General features: G+C 64.1%; 14 protein-coding genes. 9 read left to right on the plus strand and 5 right to left on the minus strand.

Annotation, left to right across the window (positions count from 1 at the left end; translation table 11 throughout):
* The first annotated feature begins 123 nt into the window (after positions 1-123).
* From deoC to QRN45_RS15935, 6 genes are all read left to right on the plus strand, one after another.
* The gene (gene deoC / locus QRN45_RS15910; RefSeq protein WP_241707955.1) at positions 124-828 is read left to right on the plus strand and encodes a deoxyribose-phosphate aldolase; all 705 of its coding nucleotides are present in this window, start codon (positions 124-126) and stop codon (positions 826-828) included.
* A 53-nt stretch (positions 829-881) separates the two neighbouring features.
* Positions 882-1,106: a hypothetical protein gene (locus tag QRN45_RS15915; protein ID WP_078105872.1), complete on the plus strand. Its 225-nt coding sequence runs from the start codon at positions 882-884 to the stop codon at positions 1,104-1,106.
* Between the two features lie 355 nt (positions 1,107-1,461).
* Positions 1,462-1,920 (plus strand): hypothetical protein, encoded by a 459-nt coding sequence (locus QRN45_RS15920; protein ID WP_284763948.1) that lies wholly within the window; start codon positions 1,462-1,464, stop codon positions 1,918-1,920.
* An 86-nt stretch (positions 1,921-2,006) separates the two neighbouring features.
* The gene (locus QRN45_RS15925) at positions 2,007-2,858 is read left to right on the plus strand and encodes a COG1470 family protein (RefSeq protein WP_284763949.1); all 852 of its coding nucleotides are present in this window, start codon (positions 2,007-2,009) and stop codon (positions 2,856-2,858) included.
* 1 nt (position 2,859) lies between these two features.
* Entirely contained in the window at positions 2,860-3,369 is a 510-nt protein-coding gene (locus tag QRN45_RS15930; RefSeq protein WP_284763950.1) for a hypothetical protein, read from the plus strand.
* Positions 3,366-4,598, plus strand: a complete 1,233-nt coding sequence (locus QRN45_RS15935; RefSeq protein ID WP_284763952.1) for an OmpL47-type beta-barrel domain-containing protein — start codon at positions 3,366-3,368, stop codon at positions 4,596-4,598. Before QRN45_RS15930 ends, QRN45_RS15935 begins: the two co-directional genes overlap by 4 nt.
* 9 nt (positions 4,599-4,607) lie before the next feature.
* On the opposite strand, the gene QRN45_RS15940 is transcribed toward QRN45_RS15935, so the two are convergent.
* Complete coding sequence (locus tag QRN45_RS15940; RefSeq protein ID WP_241707958.1) at positions 4,608-5,414, minus strand: metal-dependent hydrolase; 807 nt, start codon at positions 5,412-5,414, stop codon at positions 4,608-4,610.
* Between the two features lie 3 nt (positions 5,415-5,417).
* On the minus strand, positions 5,418-9,134 hold the full coding sequence (mfd, locus tag QRN45_RS15945; protein ID WP_241707959.1) for a transcription-repair coupling factor: 3,717 nt from the start codon (positions 9,132-9,134) through the stop codon (positions 5,418-5,420).
* A gap of 142 nt (positions 9,135-9,276) precedes the next feature.
* Between mfd and QRN45_RS15950 the strand changes: the two genes are divergently transcribed.
* The 3 genes from QRN45_RS15950 to nhaA all read left to right on the plus strand — a co-directional run bounded on the left by QRN45_RS15950 (position 9,277) and on the right by nhaA (position 11,470).
* Positions 9,277-9,774, plus strand: a complete 498-nt coding sequence (locus tag QRN45_RS15950) for a DUF2505 domain-containing protein (RefSeq protein ID WP_241707960.1) — start codon at positions 9,277-9,279, stop codon at positions 9,772-9,774.
* Between the two features lies 1 nt (position 9,775).
* Positions 9,776-9,997, plus strand: a complete 222-nt coding sequence (locus QRN45_RS15955) for an SCO4848 family membrane protein (RefSeq protein ID WP_241707961.1) — start codon at positions 9,776-9,778, stop codon at positions 9,995-9,997.
* Positions 9,998-10,180: 183 nt separating this feature from the next.
* Positions 10,181-11,470, plus strand: coding sequence for a Na+/H+ antiporter NhaA (gene nhaA / locus QRN45_RS15960; protein WP_284763956.1), 1,290 nt, complete (start codon positions 10,181-10,183; stop codon positions 11,468-11,470).
* Here the strand turns inward: nhaA and QRN45_RS15965 are convergent.
* The 3 genes from QRN45_RS15965 to QRN45_RS15975 form a co-directional block, all read right to left on the minus strand.
* Entirely contained in the window at positions 11,467-12,456 is a 990-nt protein-coding gene (locus QRN45_RS15965; RefSeq protein WP_284763959.1) for a glycosyltransferase family 2 protein, read from the minus strand. The genes nhaA and QRN45_RS15965 overlap by 4 nt on opposite strands.
* A complete protein-coding gene (locus QRN45_RS15970) occupies positions 12,453-13,991 on the minus strand; it encodes a polysaccharide pyruvyl transferase family protein (RefSeq protein WP_284763961.1) in 1,539 nt (512 codons plus the stop codon). Before QRN45_RS15970 ends, QRN45_RS15965 begins: the two co-directional genes overlap by 4 nt.
* 536 nt (positions 13,992-14,527) lie before the next feature.
* Positions 14,528-14,665: a hypothetical protein gene (locus QRN45_RS15975; RefSeq protein ID WP_171983394.1), complete on the minus strand. Its 138-nt coding sequence runs from the start codon at positions 14,663-14,665 to the stop codon at positions 14,528-14,530.
* Between the last annotated feature and the right edge of the window lie 26 nt (positions 14,666-14,691).

A 14,691-nucleotide genomic window follows, 5' to 3' on the forward strand; every position in this document is an offset into this window, starting at 1 on the left:
CCCGATACCGGGCGCCCCGGCGCCCCACAGGGAGCCTCCGCGGCGCCCGGGCAGTGTGGCAAGATGGTCATTTGACGAGCCGCGACCCGTGCGGCACATCCGGCCCGCCACGGAAGGACCTCCATGAGCAACGAAGCCTCCCCCGCACTGGACAATAGTGCAAGCATCGCCTCCTACATCGACCACACGCTCCTCAAGCCAGAGGCCAGCGAAGCCGAGGTGCGCCAGATCTGCGCGGAGGCCGCGGAGTACAAGTTCAAGTCCGTGTGCGTCAATCCGATTTGGGTCAAGACCGTCACCAAGGCACTCAAGGGTTCCGGAGTACTCACCTGCTCGGTCGTCGGATTCCCGCTCGGCGCCACACCCAGCGACGTCAAGGCTTTCGAAGCACGCGGCGCAGTGTTGGACGGTGCGGATGAAGTGGACATGGTGATCAACATCGCCGCGGCCCGCGCTGGAGACAAAGGCGCGTTGGTGGATGACATCACGGCCGTAGCGGAGGCGGTCCACGCGGGCGGAGCCATCCTGAAGGTCATTATCGAGACCGCCCTGCTGAATGACGAGCAAAAGGTCCTGGCTTGCGAGGCATCCGTGGAGGCAGGGGCGGACTTCGTCAAGACCTCAACCGGCTTCAACGGTGGCGGCGCCACGGTGGAAGACGTGGCCCTCATGCGCAACACCGTGGGGCCGGACCTCGGCGTCAAAGCCTCCGGCGGAGTACGCTCCCTGGCCGATGCACAGGCTATGATTGCTGCTGGTGCAACACGTATCGGTGCGAGCTCCGGAATTGCCATCGTCAAAGGTGAACAAGGTTCATCCGCGTACTGAGTTTCCCGGCAGCCGCCATAGTTTTTGAGCCCCTCGGGGCCGAGGAGGAAAGCATGTCACAGAACACCAGCCAGCCCATCGAAAAAGAGAACCCGCTGGGCCAGAGCATTCTGCTCTTTGTGATCAGCATGGTCCTCTTCCTCGGCGCCATCTACTCCCTCACGTTCCTGACGCTTGAGAACACGTGGCCGATGGCCGTCTGCCTGGTCCTCTTTGGCCTCGCGTTCTGGATCCCGCAGACCATCCTCGGCCGCTCCAACTCGGCCGGCGAGAGCTAAGAACCCAACTGCAAACGCTGTGGCCCCGGACTTCGGTCCGGGGCCACAGTCGTTTAAGCGTCACTCCACCACTTCTGACCTCTTTTGAACGCGGACGACGGCGAAACGCCCCAAAAGAGGGTGTGTCGCCGTCGTTTTCCCAGCAAAGAAGGTCGAAAGTGACGGTCGAAACAAGTATTACCACTCGCTTTTGACAGCGAAAGACGGGTAACACCACTCGTTGTTAGTTAAAGACCGCCCATGCAAGCATTTGGTCATCGATTGAATGGGCAATCGAAGCAAGAGTTGGAACTTTCGAATTCATTGCCGCTGTCGCCTGTTCTGGGGAATACCAATTCACAAAGGAGTCTCACTAATGCGCAAATTGAGCAAAAAGGGAAAAGTCTACGCGGCAGCGGCAACAATCGCCCTCGTGGCGGCAAGCGGCGGAGCGGCCTACGCCTACTGGAGCACCACGGGTAGTGGTTCCGGCGGAGCGGCCAACTCGACAGGCGGAGGAACGGTCACCCTCCACGCAAACTTTGACGCGGGCGTTGCCCCCGGCGGTTCGGTGGCCGTCACGTACACGGCCGACAACGCCAGCACCACCACGGACACCAAAGTCGGGGTCCTCACGGTTAAATCAATTACCACAAGCGATCCTGGCTGCCTGTCCACGTGGTTCTCCGCGGACGCAACCACGATCAACGCTACCGTGCTGCACAATTCCACAAACACCACCGTGGGCACCGGCACGTTGACGTTCGCGAACGACACTGCCGACCAAGACGCCTGCAAGAGCGCCACCGTCACCATCAACGTAGGCAGCAACTAGTCATCCAACTGGTGGGCCCACCATGGGCCCACCAGCTTGTGCTGCCTCCACAGAAGCCACGCAAAACAAACCCAGAGGAGCAAACGGTGCCACGCATTCCGGAGTTATTCCGATCGCCGGTCCGCACCGTTCGCGCGGGAGCGAAAGTGCTTCTGGCCGGCCTTCTCTTGGTGACCCTCACATCTGGCGTCGTGCTCGCCGCCGGCAGCAATGGCAATGGCAATGGTAACCAAAACCCACAAATGGGCATCACCCTGCAGCTTGCCCCAAGCAGCAGATCTGTCACCCAGGGTACCTCGGCAAGCTACAACGTCGTGGTCCAGCCCTCAGGCGGGTTTGTTGGGAACGTCTGGCTGACGATCTCGGGTCTGCCGGCAGGCGCCACAGCTTCGTTTTCGCCCGCCGTCGTCGCCGCCGGGCCAGGATCGGCAACCTCGAACCTTGACGTGTCCACGAGTTCCGCCACACCCCTTGGCAACTACTCCCTGAGCCTCAAGGGCACCAGCGGAACGCTACAGTCCGCCGTCGTCGTCGCTTCTTTGACGGTGACCGCCGGCCAGCACCAGCCGTTCACCATCTCAGGCAACCCCACCGGCCTGCTGGCACCGGGCAACGCTGTCTCGATCAATCTGCAATTGGCAAACCCGGGCAATAACAACATCAACGTCACCGGCCTGACCGTATCCATCACGGGAATCACGCGGACCGCACAAGCCGTGGCGAACAGCCGGCCTTGCAATCCTTCGGATTACGTCATCACCCAATTCAGCGGCAATTATCCGATTTCTGCCCCGCCAGGGAATTCCTCGCTTTCCGGGGGCGGAATTCCGGCGGCTCGGTGGCCGCAGATAAGAATGCTGGACACGTCGCTCAACCAGGACGGTTGCAAAGGCGCAACCCTCCAACTTTCCTACTCCGGAACGGGACAGGGCAACTGACATGAAAGCGAACAGGTGGATTAAGTCCGGCTCCTTGGCGGCAGCCAAAGCAGCCGCGACGGCTACTGTGCTCAGCTTGGTGCTGGGAGTCGGATCGGCCTACGCCTATTGGTCCACTATCGGGATCGGCAGCGGCTCGGCCGCAAACGGCACCATGCAGACGGTGACCGTGGATGCCCTGGTGGCCGGCGACAGTCCCGCAACCACTCTCGTTCCAGGCAGCACCGCGGACGTCATCGTGCGGGCGAGCAACCCGAATGCCTTCGCGGTGCAGGTGTACAGTTTCACCGCGAACGGAACCGCCACCGCAGATGCTTCCCACCCGCTGTGCACCACCACTGGCGTGACGTTCAACGCCCCGGCCGCCCCTTTGACGCCGATGGTTTCCATACCGGCGAGTTCCTCCATTCTGATCACCTTGCCGGCAGCCGCGTCCATGTCGACGGCCTCACAATCCAGCTGCCAAGGCGCCGTATTCCAAATTCCAGTGACGATGGCGGTCCGCAAATGAACAAGCCCAAGCACTCTGCAGGCCGCGGATACAGGCATGCAGTCCACCGTCGCGTGACCTGGACGCTCCTGGCAGTGCTCTTCATCTCCTGGGGCGGCCCCGCCGCCAATGCCTTCTGGCAATCGCTGAGCAGCAGCAATTTCGGTGCAGCCAAAGCCGACAGCATGCCGCAAGGCGGCATTCCGACTGCATCCCTGAGCGGCACGAATGTCACAGTCAGCTGGGCGGCAGTCTCCACGCCGGCCGGACATGCAGTGACGGGATACACCGTCGCGCGCTACACCTCTGCGAGCGGTGGTACCGCGGTAGCCGCAGGAGGGGGCTGCGCGGGCACGGTGACCACCCTCAGCTGCATTGAACAAAGCGTGCCGGGCGGCTCCTGGTTCTACACCGTGACGCCCGTCATCTCCTTGTGGGCGGGCGCGGAAAGCGCCCGCAGTGCTGCCGTAAATACCGATTCGACGCCGCCCACTATCAGCGTGACGTCAATATCCCCGACGCCGAACGGTTTGGGCTATGACAACACCAGCCCGGTGACCGTGAACCTCGCCGCCGTGGACAACACGGGCGGATCCGGTATTGCGAACATCAAGTACGCGGTCGACGGCGGCAGCGCGGTAACGGTAAACGCGGCCACAGCCGCAGTAAGTGTCAGTGGCAACGGCACCCATACGGTGTCCTATTTCGCCACCGATGTCGAAGGGAACTCCAGCACACCCCAGACCCAGACGGTCAACATCGACACCACAGCCCCGACGGTCAGTTCCGTGACCATGGCCAACGGCGGGGGCGGCGGCAACGCCGGACGCGCAAGCACTGGCGACACGCTCACCATCGCCTTTTCCACGGACATGGACCCACACACCCTTTGCAGTGGCTGGGACTCCACCTCCGCCAGCCAGACGGCCAGCGGCATGGCCAGCATCAGCACTGCCGAGGTTTTGACGTTCAGCAGCACGAGCTGCGCGGTACCGTCGTTTGGCAGCGTCGCCCTTGGCGCCGCCTACAACACCAGTACCACGTCGTCCTTGGACTTCACCTCGTCCACGATGACCTGGACCCAGTCCACTGGGACACTGGTCATCACCCTCGGCATGCCGGGTACGGGGGGCACTGCGGGAACCGGCCTCTCACCGGCTACTCCCGTGTACAGCCCGGTCACGGGTGCAGCGGACAAGGCGGGCAACCATGTTGGAACCATCACCTCCGGCGGCAAGTCCAAGTTCTGAATTCCACCGTCATCCACCCAGGCCCAACATGAGCGCCAGGAGTGCCGGCCACTTGTTTCGCAGCAATGCCCACGCCGCAAGCCCGAATCCAACCATGGCATAGCCGCCCACGGGTATCAGGACAAGCCATTCCCGCCGGGAACCGGCCTTGCCAAGCAGGGGGATGGAGAAGGCGCCGTTGGACCGCCAGATCCCGCTGACCAAAGGCAGTTTGCGCCAGAACTTCGGCGGCTTGATGACGATGGGCCACAGCAGCGGCACTCCCCCGGTGGTGATCATGTCGCCCACGATGTGGACCACGACGCCGGTGAGCATGGCCAAGGGCAGCCAGCTCCACTGATGCGGGGCGAACCACGTGACCAGGCCGGCCATGGCAAGGGCAAAGACCCAGTTGGTGATCCACCCGGATTTCGGGAACAGCTTGAGTGCTTTGGCGGCCAAATTGACCATGAACATGCACAAGAGCCCGGCCCCGATGGACAAACGGCCCACGGGAGTATCCAGCTGGAGCTGGGCAGCCATGGCGGCGAGCACCACGAATGCCGAGGCACCCAGAAGCGAATGGGTTCCCTGCCGGTGCCCTCCGCTGGCCTTCTCGATCCCGACGGCAATCACGTTGGACAGCGGCGGCAGTGAGTGGGCGATGGTGCTTGCGCGGTGGTCCCAGTCGCACACCAAGGCAGTCCCCGCCGTCGTCATTGCTCCTATGAGGATTCCGGTGGCGTCCAGCGGGTACCAGCCCAGCGCGTACGGGCCGGTTGAAGCGATAGCTATCCACGCCGCGGCCCCGGACGCGGCGTGGTGTCCTCCCATCATCGGCTAGCCTGCGGTCTGCGAAGCGCTGGGTGTCGGCGAAGCCGAGAAAAAGATGGCTTCGATCACGGTGTTGGCCCACTCGAGGATCTCGGCGTCCTGCAGGTCCCGGCCGCCGATCCTCGCCGTCTTCGGCTTGGGGAGCAGCACGGCGTCGAGGGCAGGCTTGATCTGCGAGCCCGGGTACATGCGGTTGAGCCGCATGACCTTTGATTCAGGCAGCTGGGCCGGCGAGAAACGGATGAAGTTGCCTTGGAGCGCGACGTCGGACAGTCCGGCTTCGCGGGCACCCACCCTGAACCGGGCGACGGCGATCAGGTTCTTCGCGGGCAGCGGCGGCTCACCGTAACGGTCCACGAGTTCAGCCAGGACCTCGTCGATGGCGTCGTTGGTGATGGCTGCGGCCAGTTTCCTGTAGGCCTCGAGGCGAAGGCGTTCGCCCGGCACGTAGTCGTGCGGCAGGTGGGCGTTGACGGGCAGCTCGATCTTCATGTCGGCAGCCTTCTCTTCCGCCTCGCCGCGGTATTCGGCCACGGCTTCACCCACCAGCCGGATGTACAGGTCGAAGCCGACTCCTTGGATGTGCCCGGATTGCTCCCCGCCCAGCAGGTTGCCGGCGCCGCGGATTTCGAGGTCCTTCATGGCCAACTGCATGCCGGCGCCGAGCTCGTTATGCGTGGCGACGGCTTTGAGCCGCTCGAGCGCCACCTCGCCCAGGGGCTTCTCGCTCGGGTACAGGAAGTACGCGTAGGCGCGTTCGCGGCCACGGCCCACGCGGCCGCGCAACTGGTGGAGCTGCGACAGGCCGTACTTGTCCGCGCCGTCCACAATCAGGGTGTTGGCGTTGGAAATGTCCAGGCCGGTTTCGATGATGGTGGTGCAGACCAGGACGTCAAAGCGCTTCTCCCAGAAGTCCACGATGATCTTTTCCAGGCGGCTCTCGGACATCTGCCCATGCGCCACTTCGACGCGGGCTTCGGGAACGAGTTCCCGGATCTGGGCGGCGATGCGCTCAATCGAGGACACCCGGTTGTGGACGAAGAAGACCTGGCCTTCGCGCATGAGTTCGCGCCGGATCGCCGCGGAGGTCTGCTTGTTGGTGAACGGCCCGACGTAGGTCAGCACGGGGTGCCGTTCCTCCGGCGGTGTGGCCAGTGTGGACGTTTCGCGGATGCCTGTGAGGGACATTTCCAAGGTACGCGGGATGGGGGTGGCACTCATGGCAAGGACGTCCACGTTGGTGCGCATCTTCTTGAGCGCTTCCTTGTGTTCCACACCGAAGCGCTGCTCCTCGTCCACGATCACCAGGCCGAGATCCTTGAACTCGAAGTCCTTGGACAACAGGCGGTGCGTGCCGATGACCACGTCAACGGAGCCGTTCCTGACTCCTTCTATGGTCTCCTTGGCCTCCTTGGCACCTTGGAACCTTGACAGCGGCTTGACCCGCAGGGGGAATCCGGAAAAGCGCTCCGTGAATGTCTCGTAGTGCTGCTGGGCGAGCAGGGTGGTGGGAACCAGCACCGCGACCTGTTTGCCGTCCTGTACCGCCTTGAACGCAGCGCGGACGGCGATCTCGGTCTTCCCGTAGCCGACGTCGCCCGAGACCAGGCGGTCCATGGGGATCTCGCGTTCCATGTCGGCTTTGACCTCGTTGATCGTGGTGAGCTGGTCCGGCGTCTCCACATACGGGAAGGCTTCCTCGAGCTCCCGCTGCCACGGCGTGTCCGGCGCGAAGGCATGCCCGCGCGAGGCCATGCGGGCCGAGTACAGCCTGATGAGCTCACCGGCGATTTCCTTGACGGCCTTGCGGGCCTTGGACTTGGTGCTTGCCCAGTCCGCTCCGCCCATCTTGCTCAACGACGGCGTGTCGCCCCCGACGTAGCGGGTCACCTGGTCCAGCTGGTCCGTCGGCACGAAAAGCCGGTCGCCCGGGGCACCCCGCTTGGACGCTGCGTACTCGAGCACGAGGTACTCGCGGAGACCTTCATCGTTCGGGGAGGAACCGGCCACCTTGCGCTGGATCAGCTCCACGAACTTGCCGATCCCGTGCTGTTCGTGGACCACGAAGTCACCGGCGTGCAACTGGAGGGGGTCGACGGCGTTGCGGCGCTTGGAGGGCATGCGCCGCATGTCCTTCGTGGACCCGGCCGAGGTGCGGCCCAGGAGGTCCGCTTCCGTCAGCAGCCCTAGTTTGAGGCCGTCCAGGACAAAACCGCGTCCGACGGCGGCAGTGGTTACCTCGATGATCCCGGCCTGCGGTTCGTGGGCCAGGGATTCGACGCGGGAGCACGGGATATCCGCATCATGGAACAACTCGGCGAGACGCTGGGCAGGCCCAGGGCCATCGGTCGCCACCACGATGCGCCATTGCTCGCGCACGTGGGAACCGATGAATTCGAGCATTTCCGCGACGTCACCCTGGTAGCCGCGAGGTTCCCGGGCGTGCAGGTTCAGGACGTCGATGTCGAGGACCAGTTCCTCGTCCGTCGCCAATGATGTGATGGACCACCAGGACACGCCGTGGGCCAGGGCTGCGCTCCGGGTGTCCGTTAAGGATCGGAAACTGGCCGCATGCAAGGCGGAAGCGGCCTGGGAGCCCAACACCGAGTCGAGATCGAGGGGCGCCGTCCCGCCGTCGGACGCCGTGGACCAAGCCGCCTCGAGGAACTCCTCGTTGGTGGCCGCGAGGTCGTGCGCGCGGGTGCGGACCTTCTCCGGCTCGATGACCACACCGATCGAACCGGCCGGCAACTGGTCCACGAAAGGCACCATCGCGTCCACCAGGACCGGGGCCAGGGACTCCATGCCCTCGACGGCGATGCCGCCGGCGATCTTTTCCAACATGTCCGCGGCGGCCGGCAAGTCTGCCTTGAGCTTGGCCGCCCGGGACATGACCGACGGCGTGATGAGGATTTCCCGGCACGGCGGGGCGTGCAATTCGGTGGGGTGGTGCACGCCCGGGCCGGAGAGCGAACGCTGGTCTGCCACCGCAAACCAACGCATCTGGTCCACCTCGTCGCCGAAGAATTCCACCCTGATCGGGTGGTCTTCGGTGGGTGGGAAGACGTCCAAAATACCGCCCCTGACGGCGAATTCACCGCGGTGGGTAACCATGTCGACGCGCGAATAGGCAGCGTCGGCAAGGCGGCGTACCACGTCGCTGAAAGGCATTTCCTGCCCCACGCTCAACGTCACGGGGACCAGCTCGCCCAAGCCTGCCACGACCGGCTGGACCACGGCGCGAACCGGTGCCACGACCACCCGCAGGGGGCCCGCCGTCGAGCTCTCCGGGTGGGCCAGGCGCCGAAGGACCGAAAGCCTGCGTCCCACGGTGTCCGAGCGCGGGGAGAGCCTTTCGTGCGGCAGGGTTTCCCAGCTGGGGAAGGCCGCTACCGAGTCCGCGGGAAGGTAGGCGGCCAAAGCCGCGGTGAGGTCCTCGGCTTCCCGGCCCGTGGCCGTCACGGCCAACACCACCGCGCTGTCGTCGAGATTCCGGGAGGCGAGGCCGTCGGCCATCTCCGCCAGCAGCGCAGCCCTCAAGCCCGCCGGGGCGCTGATCTGGTAATCGCTACTGCGTTCACTAAACGCGCGCGAAGCCTCGGGCCTGACCCGCGAGAACGTCCGGTCCTCACCCAGGGCACGCCGCAATCCATCAAGCGATGCGACAGCAGCGGCAGGGCTGATTCCGGAGTTGACCGCTGACGGTTGGCCTTTGGGGCTCATTTGGCTCTCCTGGGATGGGGGAAGGCAGCACGAAAACCCGAAATTCTCTCGAATCCCGGGGCGTTCCTAGCCTACCCCGACCACACCGTAGGATGTTTGGGAGCCGCAAGAGCTTTCAACCGAGATATTCACGGAGGACCCCATGGCCCTGAACGCATCCACCACCCTGCCCTACGGCGTCGACCGCGTAGCCGCTACTTTCATTGACGAAGACTTCCTGCGCCACACGAGCGAGTACGTCGGCGGCACGTTGGAGTCATTCCAGATCGACGGCGACGTCGCCGGCGCCTTCACCACCACCACGGTCCGCACGCTGCCCACCACGCGCCTTCCGGAGATCGCCCGCAAGTTCGTGGGCGAGAAGCTCACCGTCACCCAGACCGAGAAGTGGGACGCCCCGACCGCCGACGGCTCCCGGAGCAGCAACATCTCCCTGAAGATCTCCGGCGCCCCGCTTGATGTCACCGCAGTCCAGCGCCTCGTGGCCGACGGCGGCAACACCCGCGTCGAGCTCGAAGGTGCCGTCACGTCGTCGGTCCCGTTCCTCGGCGGCAAGATCGCCGACGCAGCAGAACCGATGGTGGGCAAGGCCTTGAACATCCAGTCGCAGCAGGCCCAGGCCTGGCTCGAAAGCCACTAGCATGCAGCTGGGAGCCGGGCTGTCGATCGTACTGATCGTCGCAGGTGCGTGGTCCCTCATCGTGTGGCCACAGTTCCTGCGGCGTGTCATGGCAGACTCCCGTGCCCGCGACTCCAACGGGAAAGCCACGAAGTTCCTCACGGTGCACGTCGTGTTGGTCACCATCTCCATGGTGCTCGGACTCGCGACGGCGGTCATCGGGATCGCGGCGCTGCTCACGTAAGGCCCCTTCCGGCCCCAACTAGCTCGCATTTGTTGTCGTTATGAGGGCTCATAACGACAACAAATGCGAGCTAGTTGGGGGCTCGGCGGGGTGGGTGACCGTTCCGCTAAAATAGAACACAGGTGCGCCGGGAAGTCTGGTCGGCAATAGTTTTGTCGACCCCCGCACTTCCCAAGGAGCCACATGGCGAACCGTCCGCACCCCGCTGCCCCTTCCACGGTTTTCAGCCGATCCAGTCTCCCGGAATACCAACGGATCCTGGCCATTCTGCGCACTGAAACCGTTGGCGGGGCACTCCTGCTCGCCGCCACGGTGGCCGCGCTCGTCTGGGCAAACTCACCCCTCGCGAACGGCTACTTCGCGCTGCGCGACGTCAAGATCGGCTACGCCCCCTGGCATCTCGAATTGAGCCTGGGCCACTGGGCCTCCGACGGGCTCCTGGCCGTGTTCTTCTTCATTGCGGGGCTGGAGCTCAAGCGCGAATTCGTGGCCGGGGAACTGCGGAAGCCCGCAAAAGCGATCGTCCCGGTGGCGGCAGCAGTGGGCGGCGTGGTCCTTCCCGCACTCATCTACGTGGTTGTCAACCTCGGCTCGGGCCCGGAAACGCTCCGGGGTTGGGCCATTCCCACCGCCACGGACATCGCCTTCGCCCTGGCCGTCCTCGCGGTCATCAACACGCATTTGCCAGCTGCGTTGCGGACCTTCCTCCTGACACTCGCGGTGGTGGACGACTTGATTGCCATCGGCATCATCGCGTTCTTCTACTCGAGCGGCCTGGAGCCCTTCATGCTGCTGGCCGCCGCCGTGCCGCTGGCCCTCTTTACCGTTTTGGTCCAGAAACGCGTCCGGACCTGGTACCTGCTCCTCCCCCTGGCCGCAGCCACCTGGGCCTTCGTCCATGCCTCGGGAATCCATGCCACCGTCGCGGGTGTCCTGCTCGGTTTCGCCGTGCCGGTCGTGGCCTCCGGCAAGAAGGGCGAGCCAGCGGCCGGGCTCGCCGAAAGCTTCGAACACCGCTTGCGCCCCTTCTCCGCCGGCTTTGCGGTGCCTGTTTTCGCGTTCTTCTCCGCCGGCGTGGCCTTGGGCGGCGCCGGGGGCCTCGGAGCTGCCCTGCGCGATCCCGTGGCGATCGGCATCGTGCTGGCCCTTGTGGCGGGCAAGGCGGCAGGAGTCTTCGGCACCACATTCCTGATCACCAAGACCACCCGCGCGCGGCTCGATGACGGCCTCGGGTGGATCGACGTCGCGGGGCTGGCCATGCTGGCGGGCGTCGGGTTCACCGTCTCCCTTTTGATCGCCGAGCTGGGCTTCGGCACTGGCTCTCCGCACGATGACCACGCGAAAGTGGCCATCCTCGCCGGTTCCGTCGCCGCCGCGGTGCTTGCCGCCGTCGTGCTCAAAGCCCGGAACCGGCACTACCGCCGGGTCACGCGGGAGGAACAAGCGGACGACGGCGGATGGGTTGGCTTTTAGCGGTTGCCGCGCAGGAACCGGACGATCCTGGCGGTCAACCGGCCCGGCCGCCTCGCGAGATCAGTGAAACTCGTCCTGTTCAGGACGGTTTGTTCCAAGGAGGCCACCCTTCGTCCGAGCTCGTCCACGCTTGAATTTATCCGCTCGGCCAATTCGCGCAACGCATGGATCGAGCCTTCTTGCTGGCCGTGCATTTGGGCCAAATAAAGCAACGTTCCGTATCCGGTCTTGCCTGCCTCTTCGCGAAGGTAGACGTCACGGACGTAGCGGTCGAACTTCTGGTGGTCATCGGCACCGGCTATGACGCTGTTTCCCATGTCGCCGCGCTCTGATGGTCGATGGCACCAAAATGCGAGAGGCTCGCCGTCCAGCAATTCGATGGGGGAATCCGAAAGGAAACGGAGGTTGAACTCCCAATCTCCCACGGCGTCCAACGCTTCGTTGTAGACCCCGATCCTCTCGAGGATGGAACGGCGGTACAGGAAGGAAATCGGCACCACCCGGTTGGTTCGAAGCATATCTGACAGGGTGATTGCCCGAAGCTCACGCTCAAACCCTTGGGAGCCGGTCTGCTCGATGACTCCCCCGCGGATCTCCTCATAGACGATATCCGTCCGGACAGCCACGCCCTGGGCCTGCGGCGTCCCGTCGAGGAACCCCACGGTCTTCTTCAAGAAGTCCCTGTGCCAACGATCGTCGTCGTCGTGAATGGAGATGAACTCCGAGGCGCTGGCTTGGATTCCCGCGTTGGACGCGGCCTCCATGCCTTTGCTGGCCCCGTGGTGGAGGATCGTCAGCTTGCCGGCGGGAAGGTGGTCCCAGGTCCTGGCGAGCGCATCCACGGGAACCGGATCCCCGCCGTCGTTCACGACGACCACCGCAACATCCTCAAAGGACTGGTCAAAGATGTCCTCGAGCGCCCGGCGCAGGAGGACCGGCCGGTTCTTCGTGCGGACGACGACGGCGACGCGGGCCTGGGCGTTCATCGACGGCCTCCCGAAACACGGCGCAGCACGCCGGCGCCCCGGCGCAACAGGGAAGCGGCCCTGAAAGATCGTGATCGCACTATTCGTTCCTTTTCTTCCATCGCTTCATTCCGTTCATGCAACAGCAGGTCCCGTTGCGAGCGGACATCGTCCCACTCCGTCCAGAGGCTGGCGATTCCCCCGCTCAAGGCACGGAACTGGCCGCGTTGCCCCCTGGCCTGCGTGGCCCATTCCGAGTCCGATCCAAGCGTCACGACGTCCCCCAGCCCCTTAGCTGCCTCGGCATCCGTTGCCGAGAAAATGCTTGCGACGGCGTCCCACCAGTTCTCGTGGACGGCACGTATCCCGGGACGCAACGATTCGAGGTGCTCACGGATTTCCGCGCGCCTCGCCCAGGCTTCGGCGATGGCGTGGTCGAAACCACCGATGTCGAGGCTGTTCAGCGGCAAGGCCCAGTCCTGCACACCCCAATTGCCCATGGCTCCGTGCAGTCTTACGTCCGAGTAGGCGTCATTCGCGAGCGCAACCACGGGCACGCCTGCCGCGAGGCCGAAGACCACAGGGTGGTAGCGGTTTGTCAGCACCAGATCCGCTGCCACGGTCAATGCCGCGGCGGCGGGGGCAGGAAGGACGGGGCATACGTGAATCCGGCCGCTGCGGGAGTGCGCCACAACCGTCTCATGGGACTCGTGGTCACCACCCTGGCCATCGTGGCCCAGAGGACCCACATGTGGGATGAGATACACCGGAAGCCCGGTCAGCTCCACGGCACGGTCCAGCGCTTCTCCCAATTTCGCGAGGCTGCGGGTTCCGTCCCGCCAGGATTCAGGACCGAAGGTCGCCGCGATGAAGGGGCCGCTCGGAAGCCCGGATTCCTCCCCGGCTGGATCGTGCAACCTTGCCGATCCGGCCGGCATCCCTGGCGTTCCGGGCGGGACCAGGAAGCTCGCGTCGTCCAGGACCCTGGTCAGTTTCCCGGAATCCAAGCCCATCTGGAAGCCCACCGCATAGGAGGATGGCTCCCGCGCGCCCACCAATGCCGCGTAATCCAGGAGTTCGTGAAGAACATGCTGGTCCTGGGGCAACAGCGTGGGACCAAAGGTCTGGCCGCTCACCACCAAGGGCTTGCCCAGTTCCTTTGCGATGAGGCCAAGTGCCACGCGTTCGTACAGCAACCATCCGTAGAGGGAATTCATGTTGCCGCCGCCCGCGATCAGCACGCCGTCGGCCGACTTCACTTCGTCGATGACCTGCCACACGGAATCTTCCGGGGGCAAGGCAGTCCGGTCTCCGCGAGCGGCCCGGCGGACGAGCTCCAAGTGCTTAGTGCGTTCGGCGGGCGGCCAAGGGAACACCAAGGTGCCTATCGCGTCCGTGCCGTAAAGTTCCCTGGTCTGTCCCGGGTCACGGGTGAGGAGGACGATTCCGGCGTGCAACCGGGCTCGAAGCTCATCGGCCGCGGCGATTGCCATCGCCTCGTCACCTACGTGGTAGGCCACCTGGCCCAGGTCGCCTTGCACAAGAATCTTCAACACTCGGTCCTTCCCTCACGGCACGCAGCGGCTGCATTGGCTTGAGGCCTATGCACTTCCGGATGCGCTGAAACAGCCTATCGTTCTTCTCCCGGGATCTCCGAACCGCGGTGATTCCCCGGGTTTTGAGTGCTGTTACCCAGGAAATGCCCTGATGGGAATGATACGAGTAGCCGAAATTTCGATTGGAGTAATGAGCCGTTCAAGTAGGGTGGTTGGCACGCTGTTTGGGCGGAATCGGCAGGAATACCTTGCTGATATGGACGCGAATAGTATGGAACGAGTGTGGCATGGGGCCCACAGGAAAGCCCACGAGAAGAACTGGTCATTGATCTTTGTGTGGGCAATTCTCGGTATCATGTCAATTTCGGTGCTCATCGCAGCGGTACCCAAATGAGGCGATGACTAGGCCAACGGTACAAAAAAGCTCGGACCGGTATTTGCGGGTCCGAGCTTTTCTTTTCTTTGTTCGTCCGATTTCCAACGTCGCATAGCCAGCGGTGAACGACGCAGCATGGCTGCGTTCGAGCTTCCGTTCTTTACTGCACCAGCCCCGCGACGGCGGCAAGGATGGTGGCCGCGACGAGGACGAGCAACATTCCCACGACCACGAACTCCGCCCGGCGGACCCGATGCTGGCTCCGGCGCCATTCGCGCCTGCTCTCCAAGGTAATCATGCTTCGAGGCTAGGTCCGGCCAAGTG

This window comes from Arthrobacter sp. efr-133-R2A-63 (genome assembly GCF_030209795.1).
GTDB lineage: Bacteria > Actinomycetota > Actinomycetes > Actinomycetales > Micrococcaceae > Arthrobacter > Arthrobacter bambusae_A.

Coding starts and splice junctions, on each gene's coding strand:
- QRN45_RS15920 (WP_284763948.1), top strand. CDS start 1,462: ATGCGCAAATTGAGCAAAAAGGGAAAAGTCTACGCGGCAGCGGCAACA.
- QRN45_RS15915 (WP_078105872.1), top strand. CDS start 882: ATGTCACAGAACACCAGCCAGCCCATCGAAAAAGAGAACCCGCTGGGC.
- QRN45_RS15965 (WP_284763959.1), bottom strand. CDS start 12,456: ATGAACGCCCAGGCCCGCGTCGCCGTCGTCGTCCGCACGAAGAACCGG.
- QRN45_RS15955 (WP_241707961.1), top strand. CDS start 9,776: ATGCAGCTGGGAGCCGGGCTGTCGATCGTACTGATCGTCGCAGGTGCG.
- deoC (WP_241707955.1), top strand. CDS start 124: ATGAGCAACGAAGCCTCCCCCGCACTGGACAATAGTGCAAGCATCGCC.
- nhaA (WP_284763956.1), top strand. CDS start 10,181: ATGGCGAACCGTCCGCACCCCGCTGCCCCTTCCACGGTTTTCAGCCGA.
- QRN45_RS15935 (WP_284763952.1), top strand. CDS start 3,366: ATGAACAAGCCCAAGCACTCTGCAGGCCGCGGATACAGGCATGCAGTC.
- QRN45_RS15950 (WP_241707960.1), top strand. CDS start 9,277: ATGGCCCTGAACGCATCCACCACCCTGCCCTACGGCGTCGACCGCGTA.
- QRN45_RS15975 (WP_171983394.1), bottom strand. CDS start 14,665: ATGATTACCTTGGAGAGCAGGCGCGAATGGCGCCGGAGCCAGCATCGG.
- QRN45_RS15930 (WP_284763950.1), top strand. CDS start 2,860: ATGAAAGCGAACAGGTGGATTAAGTCCGGCTCCTTGGCGGCAGCCAAA.
- mfd (WP_241707959.1), bottom strand. CDS start 9,134: ATGAGCCCCAAAGGCCAACCGTCAGCGGTCAACTCCGGAATCAGCCCT.
- QRN45_RS15940 (WP_241707958.1), bottom strand. CDS start 5,414: ATGATGGGAGGACACCACGCCGCGTCCGGGGCCGCGGCGTGGATAGCT.